General features: G+C 35.5%; 21 protein-coding genes. 12 read left to right on the top strand and 9 right to left on the bottom strand.

The window, feature by feature from the left end:
• Positions 1 to 3: 3 nt before the first annotated feature.
• Genes flgE through flgJ form a run of 6 tightly spaced genes read left to right on the top strand, consistent with a single transcriptional unit; the run spans position 4 to position 5645 of the window.
• Positions 4 to 1215 (top strand): flagellar hook protein FlgE, encoded by a 1212-nt coding sequence (gene flgE, locus H3U97_RS08855; protein WP_034900993.1) that lies wholly within the window; start codon positions 4 to 6, stop codon positions 1213 to 1215.
• Positions 1216 to 1229: 14 nt separating this feature from the next.
• Complete coding sequence (locus H3U97_RS08860) at positions 1230 to 1985, top strand: flagellar basal body rod protein FlgF (RefSeq protein ID WP_034900991.1); 756 nt, start codon at positions 1230 to 1232, stop codon at positions 1983 to 1985.
• Between the two features lie 18 nt (positions 1986 to 2003).
• Positions 2004 to 2786 carry a flagellar basal-body rod protein FlgG gene (gene flgG / locus H3U97_RS08865; protein ID WP_144190097.1) on the top strand — a complete coding sequence of 261 codons (783 nt, stop codon included), beginning with the start codon at positions 2004 to 2006 and terminating at the stop codon, positions 2784 to 2786.
• A 22-nt stretch (positions 2787 to 2808) separates the two neighbouring features.
• A complete protein-coding gene (locus H3U97_RS08870; RefSeq protein ID WP_082205218.1) occupies positions 2809 to 3486 on the top strand; it encodes a flagellar basal body L-ring protein FlgH in 678 nt (225 codons plus the stop codon).
• An 11-nt stretch (positions 3487 to 3497) separates the two neighbouring features.
• Positions 3498 to 4604, top strand: coding sequence for a flagellar basal body P-ring protein FlgI (locus H3U97_RS08875; protein WP_110453940.1), 1107 nt, complete (start codon positions 3498 to 3500; stop codon positions 4602 to 4604).
• A gap of 15 nt (positions 4605 to 4619) precedes the next feature.
• Positions 4620 to 5645 carry a flagellar assembly peptidoglycan hydrolase FlgJ gene (gene flgJ, locus H3U97_RS08880; protein WP_198198739.1) on the top strand — a complete coding sequence of 342 codons (1026 nt, stop codon included), beginning with the start codon at positions 4620 to 4622 and terminating at the stop codon, positions 5643 to 5645.
• Between the two features lie 289 nt (positions 5646 to 5934).
• Here flgJ and flgL read toward each other — a convergent pair whose 3' ends face one another.
• The 8 genes from flgL to H3U97_RS08920 all read right to left on the bottom strand — a co-directional run bounded on the left by flgL (position 5935) and on the right by H3U97_RS08920 (position 13384).
• Entirely contained in the window at positions 5935 to 6873 is a 939-nt protein-coding gene (gene flgL, locus H3U97_RS08885) for a flagellar hook-associated protein FlgL (RefSeq protein WP_034900980.1), read from the bottom strand.
• A gap of 15 nt (positions 6874 to 6888) precedes the next feature.
• Positions 6889 to 8532 carry a flagellar hook-associated protein FlgK gene (gene flgK / locus H3U97_RS08890; protein ID WP_144190094.1) on the bottom strand — a complete coding sequence of 548 codons (1644 nt, stop codon included), beginning with the start codon at positions 8530 to 8532 and terminating at the stop codon, positions 6889 to 6891.
• 163 nt (positions 8533 to 8695) lie between these two features.
• The gene (gene motB, locus H3U97_RS08895) at positions 8696 to 9592 is read right to left on the bottom strand and encodes a flagellar motor protein MotB (RefSeq protein ID WP_144190093.1); all 897 of its coding nucleotides are present in this window, start codon (positions 9590 to 9592) and stop codon (positions 8696 to 8698) included.
• Positions 9592 to 10479 carry a flagellar motor stator protein MotA gene (gene motA / locus H3U97_RS08900; RefSeq protein ID WP_065613560.1) on the bottom strand — a complete coding sequence of 296 codons (888 nt, stop codon included), beginning with the start codon at positions 10477 to 10479 and terminating at the stop codon, positions 9592 to 9594. The genes motB and motA overlap by 1 nt, the downstream gene beginning before the upstream one ends.
• 58 nt (positions 10480 to 10537) lie before the next feature.
• The gene (gene flhC / locus H3U97_RS08905; protein ID WP_086358409.1) at positions 10538 to 11143 is read right to left on the bottom strand and encodes a flagellar transcriptional regulator FlhC; all 606 of its coding nucleotides are present in this window, start codon (positions 11141 to 11143) and stop codon (positions 10538 to 10540) included.
• Positions 11144 to 11156: 13 nt separating this feature from the next.
• A complete protein-coding gene (flhD, locus tag H3U97_RS08910; RefSeq protein ID WP_034901072.1) occupies positions 11157 to 11477 on the bottom strand; it encodes a flagellar transcriptional regulator FlhD in 321 nt (106 codons plus the stop codon).
• Positions 11478 to 11668: 191 nt separating this feature from the next.
• The gene (locus H3U97_RS08915; protein WP_198198740.1) at positions 11669 to 12385 is read right to left on the bottom strand and encodes an RNA polymerase sigma factor FliA; all 717 of its coding nucleotides are present in this window, start codon (positions 12383 to 12385) and stop codon (positions 11669 to 11671) included.
• Between the two features lie 186 nt (positions 12386 to 12571).
• Positions 12572 to 13384: a flagellin gene (locus H3U97_RS08920; protein WP_034900970.1), complete on the bottom strand. Its 813-nt coding sequence runs from the start codon at positions 13382 to 13384 to the stop codon at positions 12572 to 12574.
• 559 nt (positions 13385 to 13943) lie between these two features.
• Here H3U97_RS08920 and fliD point away from each other — a divergent pair.
• From fliD to fliT, 3 genes are read left to right on the top strand one after another with little or no spacing between them, the layout of a single operon-like run.
• A complete protein-coding gene (gene fliD, locus H3U97_RS08925) occupies positions 13944 to 15377 on the top strand; it encodes a flagellar filament capping protein FliD (RefSeq protein WP_198198741.1) in 1434 nt (477 codons plus the stop codon).
• Positions 15378 to 15386: 9 nt separating this feature from the next.
• Positions 15387 to 15764, top strand: coding sequence for a flagellar export chaperone FliS (fliS, locus tag H3U97_RS08930; protein ID WP_034900965.1), 378 nt, complete (start codon positions 15387 to 15389; stop codon positions 15762 to 15764).
• A 17-nt stretch (positions 15765 to 15781) separates the two neighbouring features.
• On the top strand, positions 15782 to 16129 hold the full coding sequence (gene fliT, locus H3U97_RS08935) for a flagellar protein FliT (RefSeq protein WP_165601607.1): 348 nt from the start codon (positions 15782 to 15784) through the stop codon (positions 16127 to 16129).
• A 340-nt stretch (positions 16130 to 16469) separates the two neighbouring features.
• Here fliT and fliE read toward each other — a convergent pair whose 3' ends face one another.
• Entirely contained in the window at positions 16470 to 16772 is a 303-nt protein-coding gene (gene fliE, locus H3U97_RS08940; protein WP_198192373.1) for a flagellar hook-basal body complex protein FliE, read from the bottom strand.
• A gap of 175 nt (positions 16773 to 16947) precedes the next feature.
• On the opposite strand from fliE, the gene fliF reads away from it, so the two are divergent.
• The 3 genes from fliF to H3U97_RS08955 are packed head-to-tail and all read left to right on the top strand — an operon-like array spanning position 16948 to position 20415.
• Positions 16948 to 18648, top strand: coding sequence for a flagellar basal-body MS-ring/collar protein FliF (gene fliF, locus H3U97_RS08945; RefSeq protein ID WP_198198742.1), 1701 nt, complete (start codon positions 16948 to 16950; stop codon positions 18646 to 18648).
• Positions 18648 to 19646 (top strand): flagellar motor switch protein FliG, encoded by a 999-nt coding sequence (gene fliG, locus H3U97_RS08950; RefSeq protein WP_065579042.1) that lies wholly within the window; start codon positions 18648 to 18650, stop codon positions 19644 to 19646. The genes fliF and fliG overlap by 1 nt, the downstream gene beginning before the upstream one ends.
• Complete coding sequence (locus tag H3U97_RS08955) at positions 19639 to 20415, top strand: flagellar assembly protein FliH (RefSeq protein WP_198198743.1); 777 nt, start codon at positions 19639 to 19641, stop codon at positions 20413 to 20415. The genes fliG and H3U97_RS08955 overlap by 8 nt, the downstream gene beginning before the upstream one ends.
• Positions 20416 to 20435: the final 20 nt, after the last annotated feature.

A 20435-nucleotide genomic window follows, 5' to 3' on the forward strand; every position in this document is an offset into this window, starting at 1 on the left:
AATATGGGATTTTCTCAAGCAATTAGTGGTATGAATGCCGCATCAAAACAATTAGATGTTATTGGTAATAATATTGCCAATTCTGCAACAGTTGGCTTTAAAAGTGCTAGCATTTCATTTGCTGATATCTATGCGGGTTCAAAAGTAGGAATGGGTGTCAAAGTGGCTGCGGTTATGCAAAATTTTAATGATGGCACCACAACGTCAACCAATAATAGTCTAGATGTTGCTATCTCTGGTAATGGCTTCTTCCGCTTAGTTGATAGTAGTGGTCAAATCTATTATACCCGTAATGGCCAGTTTCAATTAGACGCTGATCGCAATATTATCTCAGCGGATGGTTTTCAATTAACCGGTTATCTTGCCACTGGCACACCACCACAGATCCAACAAGGTTCAGCTCCAGGCCCATTAAAGATTTCACAAGAGATGTTAAATGCATCAGCAACCAATAAAGCCTCTTTGCAAACAAATTTAAATTCAAATAGCAAAGTACCTGAAAAACAACCAATTAATGCCACCGATGCTGATACCTTTAATTATTCAACCACGATCACCACTTATGATTCTTTAGGTAATCAACGTAATGTTCAGCTTTTTTATGTTAAAACGGCTGATAATCAATGGGATGTTCATTATCTTGATAGTAGTGATCCTAACGCAAGCCTACAAGCATTAGGGCAAATGGAGTTTGATTCATCAGGCAAATTAATTAGTGATCCAGAAATGACGATTAATATTAATGGGCTTAATGGTTCAGCCGCCAATAGCTTCACGCTGTCATTAGCAAACAGTACGCAACAAAATATGGGTAAAGAAGTCGGTAGCATTAAAACCCCTGTCGTTGATGGTTATGCTGCTGGTGATCTAGTTGGTTATAGTATCAGTGATGATGGCTCAATTTATGGAGTCTATTCTAACCAACAAACGATGTTATTAGGTCAAATTGCCATGGCTGATTTTGCCAATGTTAATGGCCTAGAATCAGCCGGTAACAATAACTGGCGGGCGACCCTTAAATCTGGTGGTGAAGTATTAGGCTCAGCTAATACCGGTACTTTTGGTTTACTAACCAGTGGTGCAGTTGAATCATCCAATGTCGATATGAGCCAAGAATTAGTTAATATGATTGTTGCCCAACGTAATTATCAATCTAATTCACAAACCATTAAAACTCAGGATCAAATCCTTAATACATTGGTTAATTTAAGATAATTTAAGGAGTATTTATGGATCGCGTTATTTATACGGCTATGTCTGGCGCCAGCCAAACATTAAATCAACAATCCATAACTAGTCATAATTTAGCTAATGTATCGACAGTTGGCTTTCGGGCGCAATTAACAGCAATGAAAGCCGTTCCCATTGTCGGTAGTAGTATGCCGACAAGAACTATGGTGACGGCAACTACACCAACCTATGATTCAACAATCGGTGCCTTTAATTACACTGGACGCAATCTAGATGTTGCTTTATCCCAAGACGATTGGCTAGCAGTACAATTAGCTGATGGCAGTGAAGGATATACCCGTAATGGTGCGATTCAAATCGATGAAAACGGCACACTTAACATTCAAGGCTTTCCGTTACTTGGTGATAATGGCGTATTAACAGTACCTCAGCGTTCACAAGTCAGTGTCAGTACTGATGGGACTTTATCAGCTTTAGGTGCTGGCGATAAACGCACCACCATTGCCCAAGTAGGAAAAATAAAAAAAGTTCACCTAGAACGCAATGAATTGGTACGTGGTGATGATGGATTTTTCCATGCCACTGAGGCAACCATAAATAATCGTGGTGCCGTATTACAAGATAACCCAAATGCAAAATTGATGTCTGGAGCACTCGAAGGCAGTAATGTTAATCCGGTTACGGCAATGGTGAATCTAATTAGCCATTCTCGTCAATTTGAAATGCAGATGAAACAAATTACCACTGCCGACGAAAATGCCCAAAAAGCCAACCAAATATTATCGTTAACTTAACTAAAATAGGAAACAGCAATGATTAAATCATTATGGATTGCAAAAACCGGTTTAACAGCGCAACAAATGAATATGGATATTATTTCCAATAATTTAGCCAACGTTAGTACAGGTGGTTTTAAACGCCAACGCGCCGTTTTTGAAGATCTGTTATACCAAACAATTCGCCAACCAGGAGCGCAATCTTCAGAACAAACAACATTACCTTCAGGATTACAAATTGGTACCGGTGTAAGACCAGTTGCAACCGAACGAATTCATAGCCAAGGTAATTTAGAATTAACCGATAACAGTAGTGATATTGCCATTAATGGACAAGGATTTTTCCAAGTTCTTATGCCAGATGGAACACAAGCCTATACCCGCAGTGGCGCTTTTCAAGTTAATCAAAATGGTCAGTTAGTAACAGCTGCCGGTTATGAAATTCAACCAACAATCAACATTCCATCCAATGCTATAAAAATGACCGTAGCACGTGATGGCGTTGTCAATGTCACCTTAGCTAATCAATCAACTCAAGTACAAGTTGGTCAATTAACATTACACACTTTTATCAATGACACCGGATTAGAAAGCGTTGGTGAAAATCTATATCTAGAAACCGAAAGTTCTGGTGCACCAACTGAAAATACACCGGGGCTCAATGGTGCTGGACTGCTATACCAAGGTTATATTGAAACGTCAAATGTGAATGTGGCCGAAGAGCTGGTTAATATGATTCAAGTACAACGTGCTTACGAAATTAATAGTAAAGCAATATCGGCATCTGACCAAATGTTGCAACGTTTAAATCAATTATAAATCTAACAAAATGATAGCGGTAATGAGATATCTTTATATTTTAATAACTTTGTCGTTAGTTGGTTGTAGTCAATTACCTAAAAAGGCATTAGTTGAAGGCGACACCAGTATTGTTCCAAAAATGCCAGAAATTGTGAACAGCAGTGGCTCTATTTATCAAGCCTCACAACCAAGTAGTTTTGGTTATCAACCGATGTTTGAAGATCGTCGACCACGCAATATTGGTGATGTATTAACGATTGTTTTACAAGAAAACGTTAGCGCAAGTAAAAGTTCATCGATTAATGCCGGCCGTAATGGTGGGGTCAATTTAGGGGTAAAAACCATACCGCACTTTTTAGATGGGCTGGTAGGTCGTGGCAAAGTCGATACAGATATCTCAGGCAGCAATGATTTTAAAGGTTCTGGTGGTGCTAATGCTAAAAATACCTTTAGCGGTACCATTACCGTCACCGTTCAAGATGTCATGATTAATGGTAATTTAAAAGTGATTGGTGAAAAACAAATTGCAATAAATCAGGGCACAGAATTTATTCGATTTTCAGGTGTTGTTAACCCTCGGACAATAAGTGGTAGTAATACCGTTATATCAACTCAGGTCGCTGATGCTCGTATTGAATATGTAGGTAATGGCTACATCGATGAAGCACAAACAATGGGTTGGTTACAGCGCCTGTTTTTTAATCTTTCGCCATTTTAATGAGTATCATTATGCTAAATAAATTACGTACTTTTATCTGTTTTGTTTTGCTAATAGTGGTTGTCCCTTCTAGTTATGCTGAGCGAATAAGAGATTTGGTGACAATACAAGGCGTTCGCGAAAACGCCTTAGTCGGCTATGGTATCGTAGTAGGGCTTGACGGTACCGGTGACCAAACTTCACAGACACCATTTACGATACAAAGTATCACCAATATGCTCTCACAATTAGGTATTACCGTGCCATCAGGAAGCAACATGCAGTTAAAAAATGTGGCTGCGGTAATGGTAACGGCTAAATTACCGTCTTATGCGCGTGTTGGCCAACAAATTGATGTGGTTGTTTCGTCATTAGGCAACGCCAAAAGCTTGCGTGGTGGTACATTGATTATGACACCATTAAAAGGCGCCGATAACCAAGTTTATGCGATTGCACAAGGTAATCTTTTTGTTGGTGGTATGGGGGCAAGCAGTAGAAGCAGTAGTGTAACGGTTAACCAAATGGCTGGTGCCACCATTCCTAGCGGTGCAACCATCGAAAGAGAGTTAGTTACCCGCTTAGATGAAAACAGCACTATTCATTTACATCTTAACCATTTTGACTTTACTGTGGCTACAAAAATTGCTGATGCCATTAACAAAGTGCAAAAAAATATCGCCATTGCTTTAGATGGCATGACCGTAAAATTGACCATGCCACAGGACAGCCAAGCAAGAGTTAAATTATTATCTAAAATTCAAAATCTCCAAATTAGTGCTAGCCCTATTTCCGCTAAAGTGGTGATTAATACACGTACTGGTGTCGTGGTCATGAATCAAAAAGTACAATTAGACAATTGTGCCGTTGCGCATGGTAATTTATCCGTGGTGGTAAATAACAAATTGAAAGTTAGCCAACCCAATACGCCACTCGCCGGTGGCAACACAGCAGTAGTTCCAGATGATGAGGTCACTATCGAGCAAGATGGTGGTGCACTGCAGAATTTAGCGTCTGGTGTCGATCTAAATCGAGTTATTCATTCACTTAACTTATTAGGTGCCAATCCTACAGAATTAATGTCGATACTAGAAGCATTAAAAACTGCAGGTTGTTTGCATGCCGCATTGGAAACTATTTAAAGCAGAACTATTGAGATGAAAAACCTAATAAATCAGTCTGTTAATCGTTTTGCTTATGATTTTTCTAGCATTAATCAATTAAAACGTAATGCCGTTAGTGGATCAACTGACAGCATCAAACAAGTTGCCGATCAGTTTGAGACACTATTTGTAAATATGATGATGCAATCTATGCGCAAAGCGGTACCCAATGGCGGTTTATTTAATCAATCAGCAATGCAACTATTTACCTCTATGTTTGATCAACAAATTGCTCAACAAACGGCAGGTAAAGGTTTAGGGTTATCTAATGTTATTGTTAAACAATTAACTAATCAGCCACATTCTACGCTTAATATTCATTCACAAGCTCAAGCGAATAATAATCAAACCAATATGCGATTGGCACAATCTTTATTTAGTGATAATTCATCCAATTTATCGCCAGCAGCATTAGGGCAAATGCTTTATCAACAGCATAAAGCCAACAATTTAACCAAAGCAAATGTTAATGAATCAAGCTTGCCAACATCGCTCAACAAAGTTGATAAAGACCATATTAGCCAATTTGTCGTCGAATGGTTTGAGCCAGCAAAGCAGGCATCGAAAATATCTGGCATTCCTTATGAAGTCATTATTGCTCAAGCAGCTTTAGAAACCGGTTGGGGTAAAAAACAGATAAAAACGGCTGATAATAAGCCGAGTTATAACTATTTCGGTATAAAAGCAACCTCATCATGGCAAGGTGATTCAACTCAGTTAACTACCCAAGAATTCCTAAATAACAATATGGTTAAAATTAAAGATGAATTTAGGGTATACAACAGTAAACAACATGCATTAACTGATTACCTTAATTTATTAACCAAAAGCCCACGTTATCGTGCAGTGGTTAATGCTCCCGATGCTAGAACAGCGGCCAAAGCACTACAAGACGCACACTATGCAACTGATCCTAACTATAGCGAGAAACTGATCCAAATTATTGGCCGAATCGAGCAAATTGCCAAAAATACACCGCAAAAATCAATATCTGGATTTAGACAAATTGCCTTTAAATAGTGCTTAAATGAATATAGCTGTTAATAAATTGCATTATCATCACAGCCAATAAGTAGACCAAACTCTACTCTATAGTCAATAAATAACCAATAATGTCTTAGTTGCATATATCGAGATCACCTATAATCGCGTTTCTCACCCTTTGGCAAATAGCGGATCATCAGCATAGCAATATAAAAACAGTATGACAATAAAATGATAACCGTAAGCAAATCGATAATCAGGAGGTTGCACCCCCTGTTTGTTAGATGAATAGTAATGTTTAGGACGTAAGAAAATTAATAATAGATTATTTCATTTGAAATAATGACATATTTTGCATGTTCATAAATGTATATTGTGCTGCTTGTAAATTTGCTTGTAGCATCACATAATCTGAAATCGCTTCATACCAATCAACATCTTCAATTTGACTAATTTGCGTTTCAAAATCAATATCTAAGGTTTTACCCAGTGCGGTTAGTCTTTCGACTTCAGCCAATACATTTCCGCCTGCAGCTCTAACGGTAGAGATGTTTTCAAATGAGTTATCAACACCTTGACTGGCTTTAGATAAACCTAATCGAAACTGTTCAATAGCTTCAGGGTCATTATCATCTAAACCAATTTGCAATGCCGCTATGGCATAATCGATACTCGCAAAGACATCACTTTCTACTTCTGTATTGGCGCCTGTCATAAAAATCTGTTGGCCAGTAAAACTTAGCGATACTTCACGGGTATCATCGATGAAAACATTAATCGTGGTTGCACCACCGACATAATTCACTTTACCGCTTTCATCGACCACAAAAGGAGGGGTATCATTTTTATTACCAGCAAACAGATAATTACCATTGGTATCTTTAGCATTGGCTAACGAAATTAACTGATCTTTTAATCCTTGTAGCTTATTAGCTAAATCTTGTCTGTTTTCATCATTTAACGTCTCATTACCGGCATAAACTAAAGTTTCTTGGATTGATTGAATCACAGTATTCGCTTCTTTTAATACTGTATCTTGCCGACTTAATGATTTATCAACACTATCTCGCGCTGCTTGAAATTGGTTATTTCTTGATTGAGCTTGCTTTAAAATTAATGTTTGTGAAGCACCCATCGGATCATCTGAAGGTGATAATATTTTCTTGCCGGTTGCCAAATGTAATCCTGACTTTTGCCATTTGGTATTGGTATTTAAAATACTATTTAGATTTTTTTGATACATTGAATGAGTACTAAGTCGCATGTCTAAATCCTTTTATTATTTGGCCAAACCTAAAATGGTATCAAATATTGTCGTTGCCGCATCAATAACCTTGGCATTTGCTTGGTAATATTGCATATAAACTTGCATAGAAATATATTCTTCTTCGATATTCACACCAGAGATAGATTGATTCTGCTCATAAATTTCTTGAGTGATATTTTGACTCGATTGTGCTGAAATTTTAGCGGTCTGCGTCTCACTACCTACATAACTAACTAATGATGTATACGCACTATTTAAGGTTTTAGTACCATTAACTAGTTTTTCATTTTGTATATCAAGTAGTTTAGCCACATTTCGATTATCACCACTACCATTTTCATCATCGTTAATACCGGTCGCGAGTTTATTTACATCTTTAACCAGTAACTGTAATGATGAGGCTACATCGGCAACAGGTTTAAGTAAAAAGCTATCACCAGCAACAGCATTGCCAGTAATTTCAATCGATAAGCCGTCAAACACTAACTTACCATCGCTAACTTGTGGGGTAATTTGTTGATTATCAGATAATCTGGTTACTACCCAATCGTTGCCATTGAACTCTATTTTATAATCAGAAGCTTTGACTTCAGTTACTGAGTTATAATCCATTTTAACGGTAGCATTACCTTGGTTTTTGCTATTAGCAATACTAGTCGGTTTGTGATAATCAAATAGTTTTTCGCCAGGGTCACCATTAACATCAACGCCAGACGTATGTACTTCATTAAAGCGCTCAGCTAAATTTAACGCCAACAACCCTAATTGATTACGAGCTTCAAGGAGTGGTCCATCACGAAAAGCTAATAGTCCATTTAATCGGCCTGATGCGATATTTTGACTTGTCAGTTCTTGTGTCGCACCAGAATTATGGGTGTAAATAATCGTATTTAAGGCTGGATCAGAGGCCGAAGGCTGCACCGATAACTGATTTGTCGATGCGCCTTGTACTAAGCTTAAACCATTGCTAAGCGAAATATTATATTGGCCATTTTGCTCGGTAACAGTTATACCAATCAGTTCGCTTAATTCAGTTACCAGTTGATCTCGTTCATCTAGTAAAGAATTAGGCTCATGACCACCACTGACAGCCTGTAATTTGGCAATTTTTTGATTGAGATCGGCAATTTGTTGGGTATAAGTATTAACTTTATCTATGTTATTCGTCAGTTCAGTATTGATATTGGCAATTTGATTTTTTAAATTCAATTCCGTTTTATTGAACTGGCTGACTAAAGAGGTAAGATCGCTAATCACTGTCTGTTTTGTTGCAGCATCACCCGCATTGGAAGAGAGCTTATTTAAGCTAGCAAACAGATTATTTAATTGTGAAGAAATGCTGTTTTCGTTTTCAGCTAGTAAATTATCGACTTTTGATAATTCATTGTAATAGGCTTTTATCGAACCATTTTGCGATTGTGATTGGCGTAATTGACCAACCACAAAACTGTTATATGCACGGTTAACTGATGATACCGCAACACCATTACCTACAAAGCCAAAATTATACTTAGTACCGTTTGCTTGACGCAAAATTTGCTGCTGGCGGTTATAACCAACTGTATGTGCATTACTAATATTATTACTAATCACATTAAGCATATTTTGTGCTGTATTTAATCCACTAATACCGGTATTCATCAATGAATTTGACATAAAGGCTCCTAAATATAATCTCAGTTAATAATAAAATTATTAAACTAAAGTGTTATTATTTATATCGGCCTTCAATTTAAAAACTTTAATTATTTTTAGATAAAAATGGATTTTTTTTGATTTTAATTTTTTAACCAGCTTAATCTGAGTATTTATGTTGATATTATTCTGATTTAATTTGTTTGACCTGTTTTAAAAAATCGATGCCTGTCATGGTATTTTCATCTTCAATATACTGCTGTGCTGATTTGTTCAAAATTAAAATACTAATACGGCGATTGGCATCTTTGCTGTAATTTGGGTTATTTAATCCCACCGTATCGGCTAAACCAATAATACGAATGATTTTATTGGAATCTAATCCACCAGCGATCAACTCTCTTCTTGATGAGTTTGCTCTATCTGCGGATAACTCCCAGTTACTATAACCACGATCACCGGTTATATACTGACGCTCATCAGTATGACCAGATAACGTCATTTTATTAGGTAACGAATTTATGATTGGCGCTAAAGCATACAAAATTTCTTGCATATTAGGATGAATAACCGCACTACCAACATCAAACATCGGTTTATCATCGGTGGCTAAAATCTGAATTCTTAACCCCATTTCTGTTAGTTCAACGATAAGATTAGCGGCTAATTTTTGTAGTCGAGGATCAAGTTCAAATACTTCATATATTTTATTCGCTGTATCAATTAATTGATGTTTCTCATCTTGATTCAAATCAGATTCGACAGGATGATCATTCAATATGGTATTTTTATCTTCACCTACATTTTTAGATACATCATCGCCACCACCCGGTATCGGACTTTCACTATCACTGATATTTTTGCCACCATTTTGACCTAAAATCAATGGTGTTCTAAAGTATTCAGCAATGCCTTGTAACTCTTGTGGACTGGACTTAGCAATTAACCACATGACGAGAAATAGCGCCATCATCGCCGTCATAAAGTCAGCATAAGCAATCTTCCATGATCCACCATGATGGCCACCGCCATGACCGGATTTCTTTTTAGAAATAACTATTCTTACTGACTTCTTTTTCATTATTCATTATTTTCTGTTGGGTTAGCGTTTTTATCTTTCACTTCTTGAATATATTTTTCTAATTCAAAAAAAGATGGCCGTTCGTGGGAAAAAATTGTTTTGCGACCAAACTCAATACAAATTTGCGGCGCATAATCATGCATACTGGCAATAAGAATCACTTTAGTACATTCTAAAATTTTTACTGTATCGGCATTTTTTTGCCTTAATAAGGCTGCTAAAGGCGACACAAAACCATAAGCAAGTAAAATACCTAAAAAGGTACCAACCATAGCATGGGCAATAAGCTCACCCAATTCGCTAGCTGGCCGGTCTGCTTGTGCTAAGGTGTTAATTACCCCCATAACTGCAGCCACAATACCAAAAGCAGGTAAACCATCACCAACGCTAGAAATGGCATCGGCTGGTTTTTCAAGTTCATGAGTATAGGTTTCTATTTCCTCATTCATTAGTGCTTCGATTTCATAGACTTCCATATTGCCACTGATCATCAAACGTAAATAATCAGTGATAAAATCACAAACTTGCGGATTGGCTAAAATAAGTGGGTATTTTTTAAATAACTCACTCTCTTTGGGATTATCGATATCTTCTTCAATCGATAAGCCACCACTTTGACGCACTTTAGTTAATATGGTGTACATTAAATTGATTAATGTTAAATAAAGTGTTTTATTATATTTTGAGGTTTTAAATAAATTACCTAGTGATTTAAGTGTCGCTTTGATAACTTTCTTTTCGTTACTTACAATGAAGGCCCCAATAGCTGTCCCACCAATAATGAGAAACTCTAATGGTTGAAAAAGTACCGCCAAATACCCGCCACTTAGCACATAGCCGACTAAGGCTGAAGCGATAACCACAATATATCCTATAATTATTAGCATTGGCTTTCCTTTATCTCCATAAAATATAACTAACTCTGTTGTACTGCTTAATGTTTACTTAAATTGTTACCTGATTTGCTGTGACTAAATTAAATGCATTTGGTATTGATAAAACTTGTAAACATTTGGCATGACTCTCTTTATGTGTTTTATTATTTTTTTCTGCTCTTGATGGTGGCTGGCATAAACTGCACACAAAGCTATTATGCGGTTGATAAGCATGGGTAATAAATCGCCCTTTGCACTCCTTGCAACTTGACTGCTGCATAACATTACTTTCAACAAATTTAACTAAAATCCATGCTCGGGTTAATCCTAAAATAGGCTCTTCATCTTGAGGAAAGGAACACTGCTCTAAATAGAGTTGATAGGCTTTTAAAATGGCCTGAACACCAGGTTTAATGCCATGTTTAACTAAAAAATGGTAAGCATTATAAAACATACTTGAGTGAATATTGGGCTCCCAAGTCATAAACCACGTAGTTGAAAAGGGAAGCAAACCTTTAGGAGGAGGACATCCTTGAATTTCTTTATATAATTTAATTAATTTACCACGGCTTAAATTGGTTTCACTTTCTAACATTTGGATTCTAGCGCCGAGTGAAATTAATCGAATAGCTAATTGAACTTCTTTATACTTTTGAATAATACTTGTGCTACTCATCTTTATTATCTACCTACTTATTAATTGAATCTAAAAGTAAGCTTGATAGAAGGATCCCTGTATGCATCTGCTTTATATCACTAACGCGAGATTCCTCAGTTAATTTTTCCATCATTGCCGAATTTTTAAATCTAAATTGAAATGTTAATTGATTGGTTTCAGATAGAACCAACATTTGAGAAGCACTTAAATTACTCAAGATATCAGCTGTTTTTTCATCAATTCCTAATCGATACATCGCCATCACTTTATCTTTTTCAAGCATCTTTTGACTTAATAAAAGCGTTGAAAGATTTAAATGATGAATACATTTCAAAATATCGTCATCTTGTATATTTCCCAATTTAACCACCACAATCCATATCTGCTTGCGCTCGCATAAAAAAACGCAAAATTAATAAAATACAACTAACACCACTTTTTTAAACTTAAAGTTACATTTTTAAATTCGAAAGGTCAATAAAAAAATCATTTCAATTTATTTTCGATTTATTTTTCCATGTTTTACTGTTTTAATTCTTTTTTTTATAAAACAATTTTACTTTGTATTCGTTTAATTGCTTGGCTATGTAATTGACTTACTCGAGATTCGCTAATATCCAACACTTTTCCAATCTCTTTTAAATTTAATTCTTCTTGATAATAGAGAGCTAAAACCATTTTTTCTTTTTCTGGTAAGTTATCAATTTGTTGAACAATAATATTGCGAATTTCATCATTGATAATGGAAGCAAAAGGATTGTTATCTGCGTCAGGCTCAATTAACGCATCCAAATTATCGCCGAGTTTTTTGTGAATCTCATCATAAGAACAGATTTGGCTATAATTTGAATCTAATAATACTTTGTGATATTCAGTAAGAGATAATTGCAGATGAGCAGCTATCTGCTGATCATTGGGAGGTATGCCTAATTTTTGCTCTAATTCATTAATAGCATTAGTGACATCTTTAATTTTTTTCCGTGTTTGCCGTGGTAACCAATCTCGACTACGCAATTCATCTAGCATAGCCCCTTTTATTCTCGGAGTAGCAAAGGTAGTAAAAGTATAACCTTGAGATGCATCATAGCGTTTTATGGATTCTAATAAACCTATATAACCAACTTGCAGTAAGTCATCAAGTTCAATCGTGGTTGGCAATCGAACAGCTAATTTCAACGCCTCATTACGAACTAAATATAGATATTGTTGCCAATCGATTTGATTCACTACACCTTGAGAGTTATACAGGCTATCACTCATTTTTCTGAACCAATGTAAAAAAATGCTAATGATTATTATGACGATAATTGATTGAGTTAATGGCAAGAATAAGATATTAAAAAATAGGTAATTAACATTATTAACAATAGTGGTATTAAAAAATACCACTATTGTTATCGTACAAAATTAGAGTGACCGAAATTCTATCTATGTACTTGTATGGTTTTATTGTAATAAAGACAATACTGATTGTGGTACTTGGTTAGCTTGTGCTAATACTGAAGTACCAGCTTGTTGTAAGATTTGACCACGAGTCATATTAGATACTTCTTCAGCATAATCTGCATCTTCAATACGGCTACGTGCTGAACTTAAGTTATTTACAGTATTGTTGATGTTAGTTACAGTTGACTCAAAACGATTTTGTACCGCACCAAGCTCACCACGTAATTCATCAATTTTTGATAATGCCGCATCAATTGTTTTTAATGGATCTGCGGTTGGCGCATCTGATACATTAAAACTAGCTAAACCTAATTTGTCGCTGTCAATTTGTTTTAAATTGATAGCAATGATTTCACCATCATTTGCACCAACTTGAATGTTAAGGGTTTTGTCTTCTGATAATACTTTAGTACCATTGAAGTCAGTTTGTGCTGATACACGGTCGATCTCTTGTAAACGTTGATCGATTTCATTTTGGATTGATACAAGATCGCTTTCAGAGTTAGTACCGTTTGCTGCTTGAACAGTTAATTCACGAATACGTTGTACGTTATTATTGATTTCGTTTAACGCACCTTCTGTAGTTTGTGCAATTGAAATACCGTCATTGGCATTACGTGCAGCTTGAGTTAGACCACGAATACTAGAAGAAAAACGGTTAGCGATTGCTTGACCAGCCGCATCGTCTTTAGCACTGTTGATACGCATACCAGATGATAGACGCTCAATTGCAGTTCCAAGCACGCTTTGAGAATGATTAAGGTTGTTTCTTGCCATTAAAGACATAGTATTAGTATTAATTACTTGTGCCATTTTTATCTCCTTTAATATGATTAGTTAGATCAACGAGATATTGAAAAATAATTCAATATATATGCTGATGGTTTAGTTATCGGTATTAAAAAAAGAAACTTTAATATTTTTTTGAATTTTTATTTGTTGGTATTAAATAAAGCTGAATAACTAAGTCGTTTGATGAACATGATTAAAGGGCATCATACATGTTTATATGTGTAGTAATCGAAGTTATGTATCGCTGAATCGACTGGTTAATATAGCCTTAATTTGTGGCAACAAAACTTAAGCTTGTCCCCGTTTAATTCATGGCAATATATTTTCTAATTAATCAATAGTAATGATATTGGAAGTTTCACTACACAATTTTAATGTTAGGCAACATAAAGGACAGCTAACAACACTATTGATTGAGATAACTACCTCATTTTTTAATAGATAAAACTGATTATCAATATTCTCATTGCCAAAACCGACTTATTTATTAGTAAAGATAAAAAACTAAAAACAGCTAAACTTTTTACGGCATTGGTCGATAAAACAAGGGATGAAAGAATTTATATTAGGATAATCAATCATGGCAATGAGTATATTAGGAATTGGTTCTGGTATTGATTTAAATGAAGTATTAGATCAATTAGAAGCCGTTGAAAAAAATCGTCTTACACCGATAAAGGCCCAACAAAAAGCAGTTAATAACAAAATAAGCGGTTTTGGTAAATTAAAAAGTGCATTATCAACATTCAACAGCGCAACAGCAAAACTGCAAAAAAAAGAGCTGTTTCAAGCGCGTTTTGCATCTGGTAATGACAACTATTTTACCACTAATGTAAATAGCAAGGCCCAATTAGGTAATTATGCGGTTAGCGTCGAACAACTTGCCACTGCGCATAGTGTTGCTACTAATGCTATTAACGATAAAACATCAGCGTTAGGTAATGATAATGAAACCCGTACCCTCACAATAGAACAAGCTAATGGCCAAAAATTAAATATCACGTTAGGCAAAGATGACACATCGCTCGAATCAATAGCCAATGCAATCAATCAAGCTAAGGTGATTAATGAAGATGGTTCAACAAGTGACACAACGGTAAATGCCACTATTGTCCGTTCTGGAACTGATAGCTATCAACTGGTTATCACATCGAAAGAAACTGGTGAACAACAAGCCATTACCTCTATTTCATCCGATGATGATAAGCTTAATTCACTAATTGGTTTTAATGCTAATCAAGCTGATTCATCAGCTATGAGTGAAGTGGCTAAAGCGCAAGATGCTAAATTTAGCTTTAATGGTATAACGATTAATAGCTCATCAAATACCGTTAAAGAGGTTATTCCTGGTGTCGATATCACATTAAAAGCAGTCACTACAACAGCGCAAAATTTAACCATCAGCGCTGACAATGACAAAGCTCAAGAAGCCCTTAAAGAGTGGGTTGATGCCTTTAATCAATTACAATCAACTATATCAAGCTTAACGCAATTTACCGCTGGTGATGCCAATTCAGATGAATTAAATAATAGTAATGGCCCACTGATTGGTGATTCAACACTCCGTAATATTGATCAAAGTATTCGCTCTATATTTTCTAAAGGTCAAACAGGAGAATTATCGGTACTAGCACAAATTGGTATCAATATGGATAGTAATGGCAAGCTGGTAATTAAAGAAAACGAATTAGAAAAAGCCCTTAAAGAAAACAGTCAAGCAGTCGCCATTTTATTTACCGGTGATGGTGAAACAACTGGTATTGCCAACGAAGTCTTTGCCAAAGTAAGTAGCTTTATTGATAGCGACGGCATGATTGATACGGCAACTAACGGTTTAAATTCTACCTTAAAATCATTAGATAAACGTTATGACCAAGTTAATAACTCTATTGACCAAACTATCGAGCGTTATCGAGTACAATTCACAAAACTAGATATCTTAATCAATGAATTAAATGGTATGAGCAATTACCTTACCACCCAATTTGAAATGATGGCGAATTTAAAAAAATAAGGCATAACAATGTATAAAATGGGATCTCAAGCTTATAAACAAGTCAATTTAGAAACTAGTGTTAGTCAGGCTTCACCTCATCAGCTTATTGTTTTGTTATTTGATGGCGCATTAAATGCTATTCGCTTAGCTGAGTTATATATACAAAAGGGTAATATTGCTGGTAAAGGAAAAGCCATTTCTAAAGCTATTAATATCATTGATAATGGGCTTAAAAGTTGCCTTGATTTAGATCAAGGCGGTGAAATTGCTGAAAATTTAGATCAGTTATATCAATACATCAGCCAGCAACTGGTTTTTGCTAATCTACATAATGATACGCAAATACTGCAAACTTGTTTTGATCTGCTTAATAATATTGCCCAAGCTTGGCGTGAGATAGCATAGTTATGGATGTAGCAGAATTGAATACGAATCTAGTATTAGAACAATACGAGCAACTTAATTATGTTGTTGAGCAAATGCTAATTAATGCACAACAAGAAAATTGGGAATTATTAATTAGTTGGCAAACTAAATATCAGCAGTTAGCACGTGATATTCAACTCAAAAATGGGTTAACTACTATTGATAATATACCATTATCACAACAAGATATGATTCAAATGTATATCAATAATATTCTTAGTTATCATGAGCAATTAAAGCAATTAATCCATCTGCGACATAATGAATTAAGCCAATTAATTGGTGAACAGGTTGATTATCAAGCAAAAATAGATAGCTACCAAACAATCGCCAATTTAGTTTAGATTATTCACAGAGTAGTCAAAAAAATAGTACAAAAATAATTGAGGAACGGGGTTTTTTTAGCTAGTTTTATCTGCCAAAAACCCCACTCCGCAAACTTTTTTTTGATTAATTTTACATCGTCAATGTATATACTTTGCTTGTACTGGTGACTAGCTTACTTCACAATAACTAATGCATTTTTAACTTGAAAAAAAATCTTATATCGAGTATCTCGATAGTCGTTGTAACAACAATAGTGGTGAGTTTAAGCCAATTTAGGATAAAAATTGGCGATTAATTAATACTATTTTTTAAACCAAAATATATCATCTAGTCGATAAGTAACCATCCGATAATGGTTTAAACATTCATATTCATGATTTCTTGATATGCTGCGACTAATTTATTGCGAACTTGAATACCAAATTGTAAAGAAACTGAAGACTTTTGCATGCTAACCATCACCTCATTTAATGCGATATTGGCTTCACCCATCTCAAATGCTTTAGCTTGTTGGCTAGCGTCTATTTGTGTTTGACTGATTTTATCTAATGCCATTTTTAATTCAGCCATAAAATTTTGTTCACTATGATTAACAGATTGCTTATGTGAAAAATCAAGTTGGGTTAATGTTGTGCTATTAAAGGCATCAATACTATTCATAATAAAGGTCACGGTTATTCGTCTGAATCAAGTTATAGCGTAAATTATCATAAAGATAACAATCTAAAAGCGATAACTAAAGGGTAAAGCATATGCTTTTTTAGCTATTGATTTTTTTAAATACACAGATAATAAACCCTAGAATTAATCTAGTCAGTTTAGTGTTAGGATACATATGGATAGCCAGGCAGTTGGTAACAAAGGCGAATCAATATTGAGTAAGTTACCTTTTATTAATCAATTAAAAATAAATCGTAAAATGCTACTCCTTATTGTAGGAGTAATTGTAATAGCAATTAGTAGTATTAGTTACTTATGGCTTAAAGACGATAATTATGGCGTATTATTTAGTAATTTGAATGATAAAGATGGCGGTGAAATCATTAGCCAACTTGATAAGTTAAATATTCCCTACAAATTTTCATCCTCTGGCACAACTATCTTAATTCCCCAAAATCAAATTTATCATACTCGTTTACGAATAGCCCAGCAGGGTTTGCCTAAAGGTGGCGCAATTGGTTTTGAACTACTCGACAAAGAAAGTTTTGGCATGAGTCAGTTTAATGAACAAATCAACTATCAACGAGCATTAGAAGGCGAACTATCGAGAACCATTGCCATTATTAGTAGTGTAGATGATGCCAGAGTGCATTTAGCGATGCCTAAACCCTCTTTATTTGTTCGAGAAAGAAAATTCCCTTCGGCATCTGTTGCATTAACTTTATTACCAGGTCGAGCTTTATCGCAAGGTCAAATTGATGCCATCATTCACTTAATTTCGAGTAGTGTTCCAGAATTACAAGCAGATAAGGTGACGATTATTGATCAAAAAGGCAATTTATTAACCGGTGAAAGATACCGTGACAGTAACGTTAATATTGCCCAATTAGAATATAGTGAACGCATCGAAAATTTAGTACGAGAAAGAGTAGAAAAAATTATTATCCCTATTTTGGGACAACAAAATGTTAAGGTGCAAGTGAATGCTGATATCGATTTTAGTCGGCAAGAGTCAACATCAGAAATTTATGATCCCAATAGTGATGCCAGCAACCAAACTATTCGCAGTAAGCAACAAACTGAAAATAGCCAATTAGCATCAAACAACATTATCGGTGGTGTGCCGGGTGCTTTATCTAATCAACCAGTACCAACTCCTAGTGCACCAATTGATGGTGAGGGCGATAGCAAAGATAAAGACGATAAACAAAAAATGTATCATTTGCAGTCAAATAAGACATTGAACTTTGAAGTTAATCGACAAGTTGTTCATAGCAAAATTCCTGAAGGTCGTATCAAACGTTTATCCGTCGCCGTTTTAGTTAATTATAAATTTATCTCAGCCGATGAAGTCGCATCGGCAAATGAGGAAAATTCAGAAAAAGAAGCCGTTGAAAAATGGGTAAAACTAGATCAAGAGGAACTCACCCATATTGAAGCACTTGCCCGTCAAGCGATGGGATTTTCTGACTTGCGTGGTGATTCATTAACGGTGGCTAATTTGAAATTTACCGATCAAATTGAAGATGAAAATGCCACCATGGTCTTTTTACAAAAACATGAAGTTTTCGACATGCTGAAAGTCGCGATTAAATATCTGATTTACATTTTAATAATCTGGTTTGCATGGCGCAAAGTATTACGCTCGATATGGATTAAAATTCAAAGACAATATCTTAATACTGATAACAGATCATCTGATGGCACAATGGCTAATGAAGATAAACTCGATTACAAAGCACACAGTAAACTGCAACAGAAGATTTTTGAAGATAATATGCAACAACAGCAATACATCCGCAAAATTGTCGAAAAAGATCCTCGTGTAATGGCTTTAATTATACGTGGTTGGATGAACAAGAAGGACACCGAGTAATGAATTTAACTGAAGCGCAAAAAGCAGCGACAATTTTAATGATTTTAGGTGAAGAATTAGCAGCCAAAGTAATGCAATTTTTAAACCATAAAGAGGTACAAAAAATTAGTAGTGCTATGATGGGATTGCCACAATTAACTCAAGAACAGCTGAAAAATATTCTTAATGAGTGTCAAACCACTCTTGATGATTGTGCAGTATTAAATACTGACACCAATGGCTATTTAAGAAAAGTTCTAGAAAAATCAATTGGTAGCGATAAAGCTAACCGCTTACTTGATGAACTATTAGATACCGATATCGAAGATACCACTGATGGCTTAAAAATGCTTAACTTTGTCGATGCTGCACGTGCGGTTGATTTAGTTAAAAAAGAACATCCACAAATTATCGCCACTATTTTAGTTCACTTAAATCGCGATTTGGCTGCTGAGATTTTAAATTTATTTGATGACCAATTACGTAATGACGTCATGCTACGTATTGCAACTTTCGGTGGTGTAGAGCCATCAGCATTAGAAGTGTTATCGACATCATTATCAACCTTACTACATGGACAAAATATTAAACTTAATAACATGGGTGGCATCCGCACCGCAGCAGAAATTATCAATCTGATGAAATCACAACAAGAAGAACTGGTTATCAATGCATTACGTGATTATGACAATGAGCTTGCTCAAAAAATCATTGATGAAATGTTCTTATTTGAAAATCTGGTGGATGTCGATGATAGAAGTATCCAACGGCTACTCAAAGAGGTGGATAATGAAACCTTAATTATCGCCATGAAAGGGGCAACAGAAACCTTACGCGAAAAACTCTTAGCAAATATGTCACAACGCGCTGCTTCAATATTACGAGAAGATTTAGAAAACAGACCACCAGTTCGCTTGTCGCAAGTCGAAACCGAACAGAAGAAAATTTTGGTTATTGCACGGCGCTTAGCAGAAACTGGTGAGATGATCTTAACAAGTGGTGATGATGAATATGTATAATCATACTAATAGTGTAAGTTGGAAACCATTGCATTTCCAAGATTTGGCACTTAGCGAATTATCACCATTAACCAGCCAGCAACAGCCAGAAGAGTTGGAAGAATTTGCGCCACCATTAGAGCCAGATAACCAAGATGATCAAGATGAGGGCTCTTTTGATATTAATAGCCCGGCAATATTGCTAGAACTCGAAAATATTAAACAACAAGCAAGAGATGAAGCATACCAAGAAGGCTTTAATTTAGGTAAAGAAGAAGGTTTTAATATTGGCAAACAGACTGGCTATGAGCAAGGATTCACACTCGGACACCAAGAAGGGCTGGACACAATAGAACAACAGTTAACAGCAGAAAAATTAACTAGCATAAATGCCATCAAAAATTTAGCAATCAGCTTTCAACAATCGATTAGCCAAATTGATGAGAAAATTGTACCAAAGCTATTTGACTTAGCTTTACTTGCTGCCGAAAAAACAGTTGGTTCCTTATCAAAAGTCAAACAAAAACAATTATTACATATTATAAAATCATTAATTGAACAAAATACAATTGTTAACCCACCAATTGTAGTACGAATTAATCCAACAGACTTGTTATGGCTTGAACCACAACTAAATAATGAGTTGCAACCACAGCAATGGCAGTTTATAGCTGATGCCAATATCGAATTAGGTGGTTGCAAAATATTTACCCAAACCAATGAGATCGACGCCAGTGTAACCCATCATTGGCAAATCATCTCAGATAATGTACATGGAGTTGAACATTAAGGTGGACTTTTGTACGCAAT

This window comes from Gilliamella sp. W8128 (assembly GCF_016100545.1).
Classification (GTDB): Bacteria; Pseudomonadota; Gammaproteobacteria; order Enterobacterales; family Orbaceae; genus Gilliamella; species Gilliamella apis.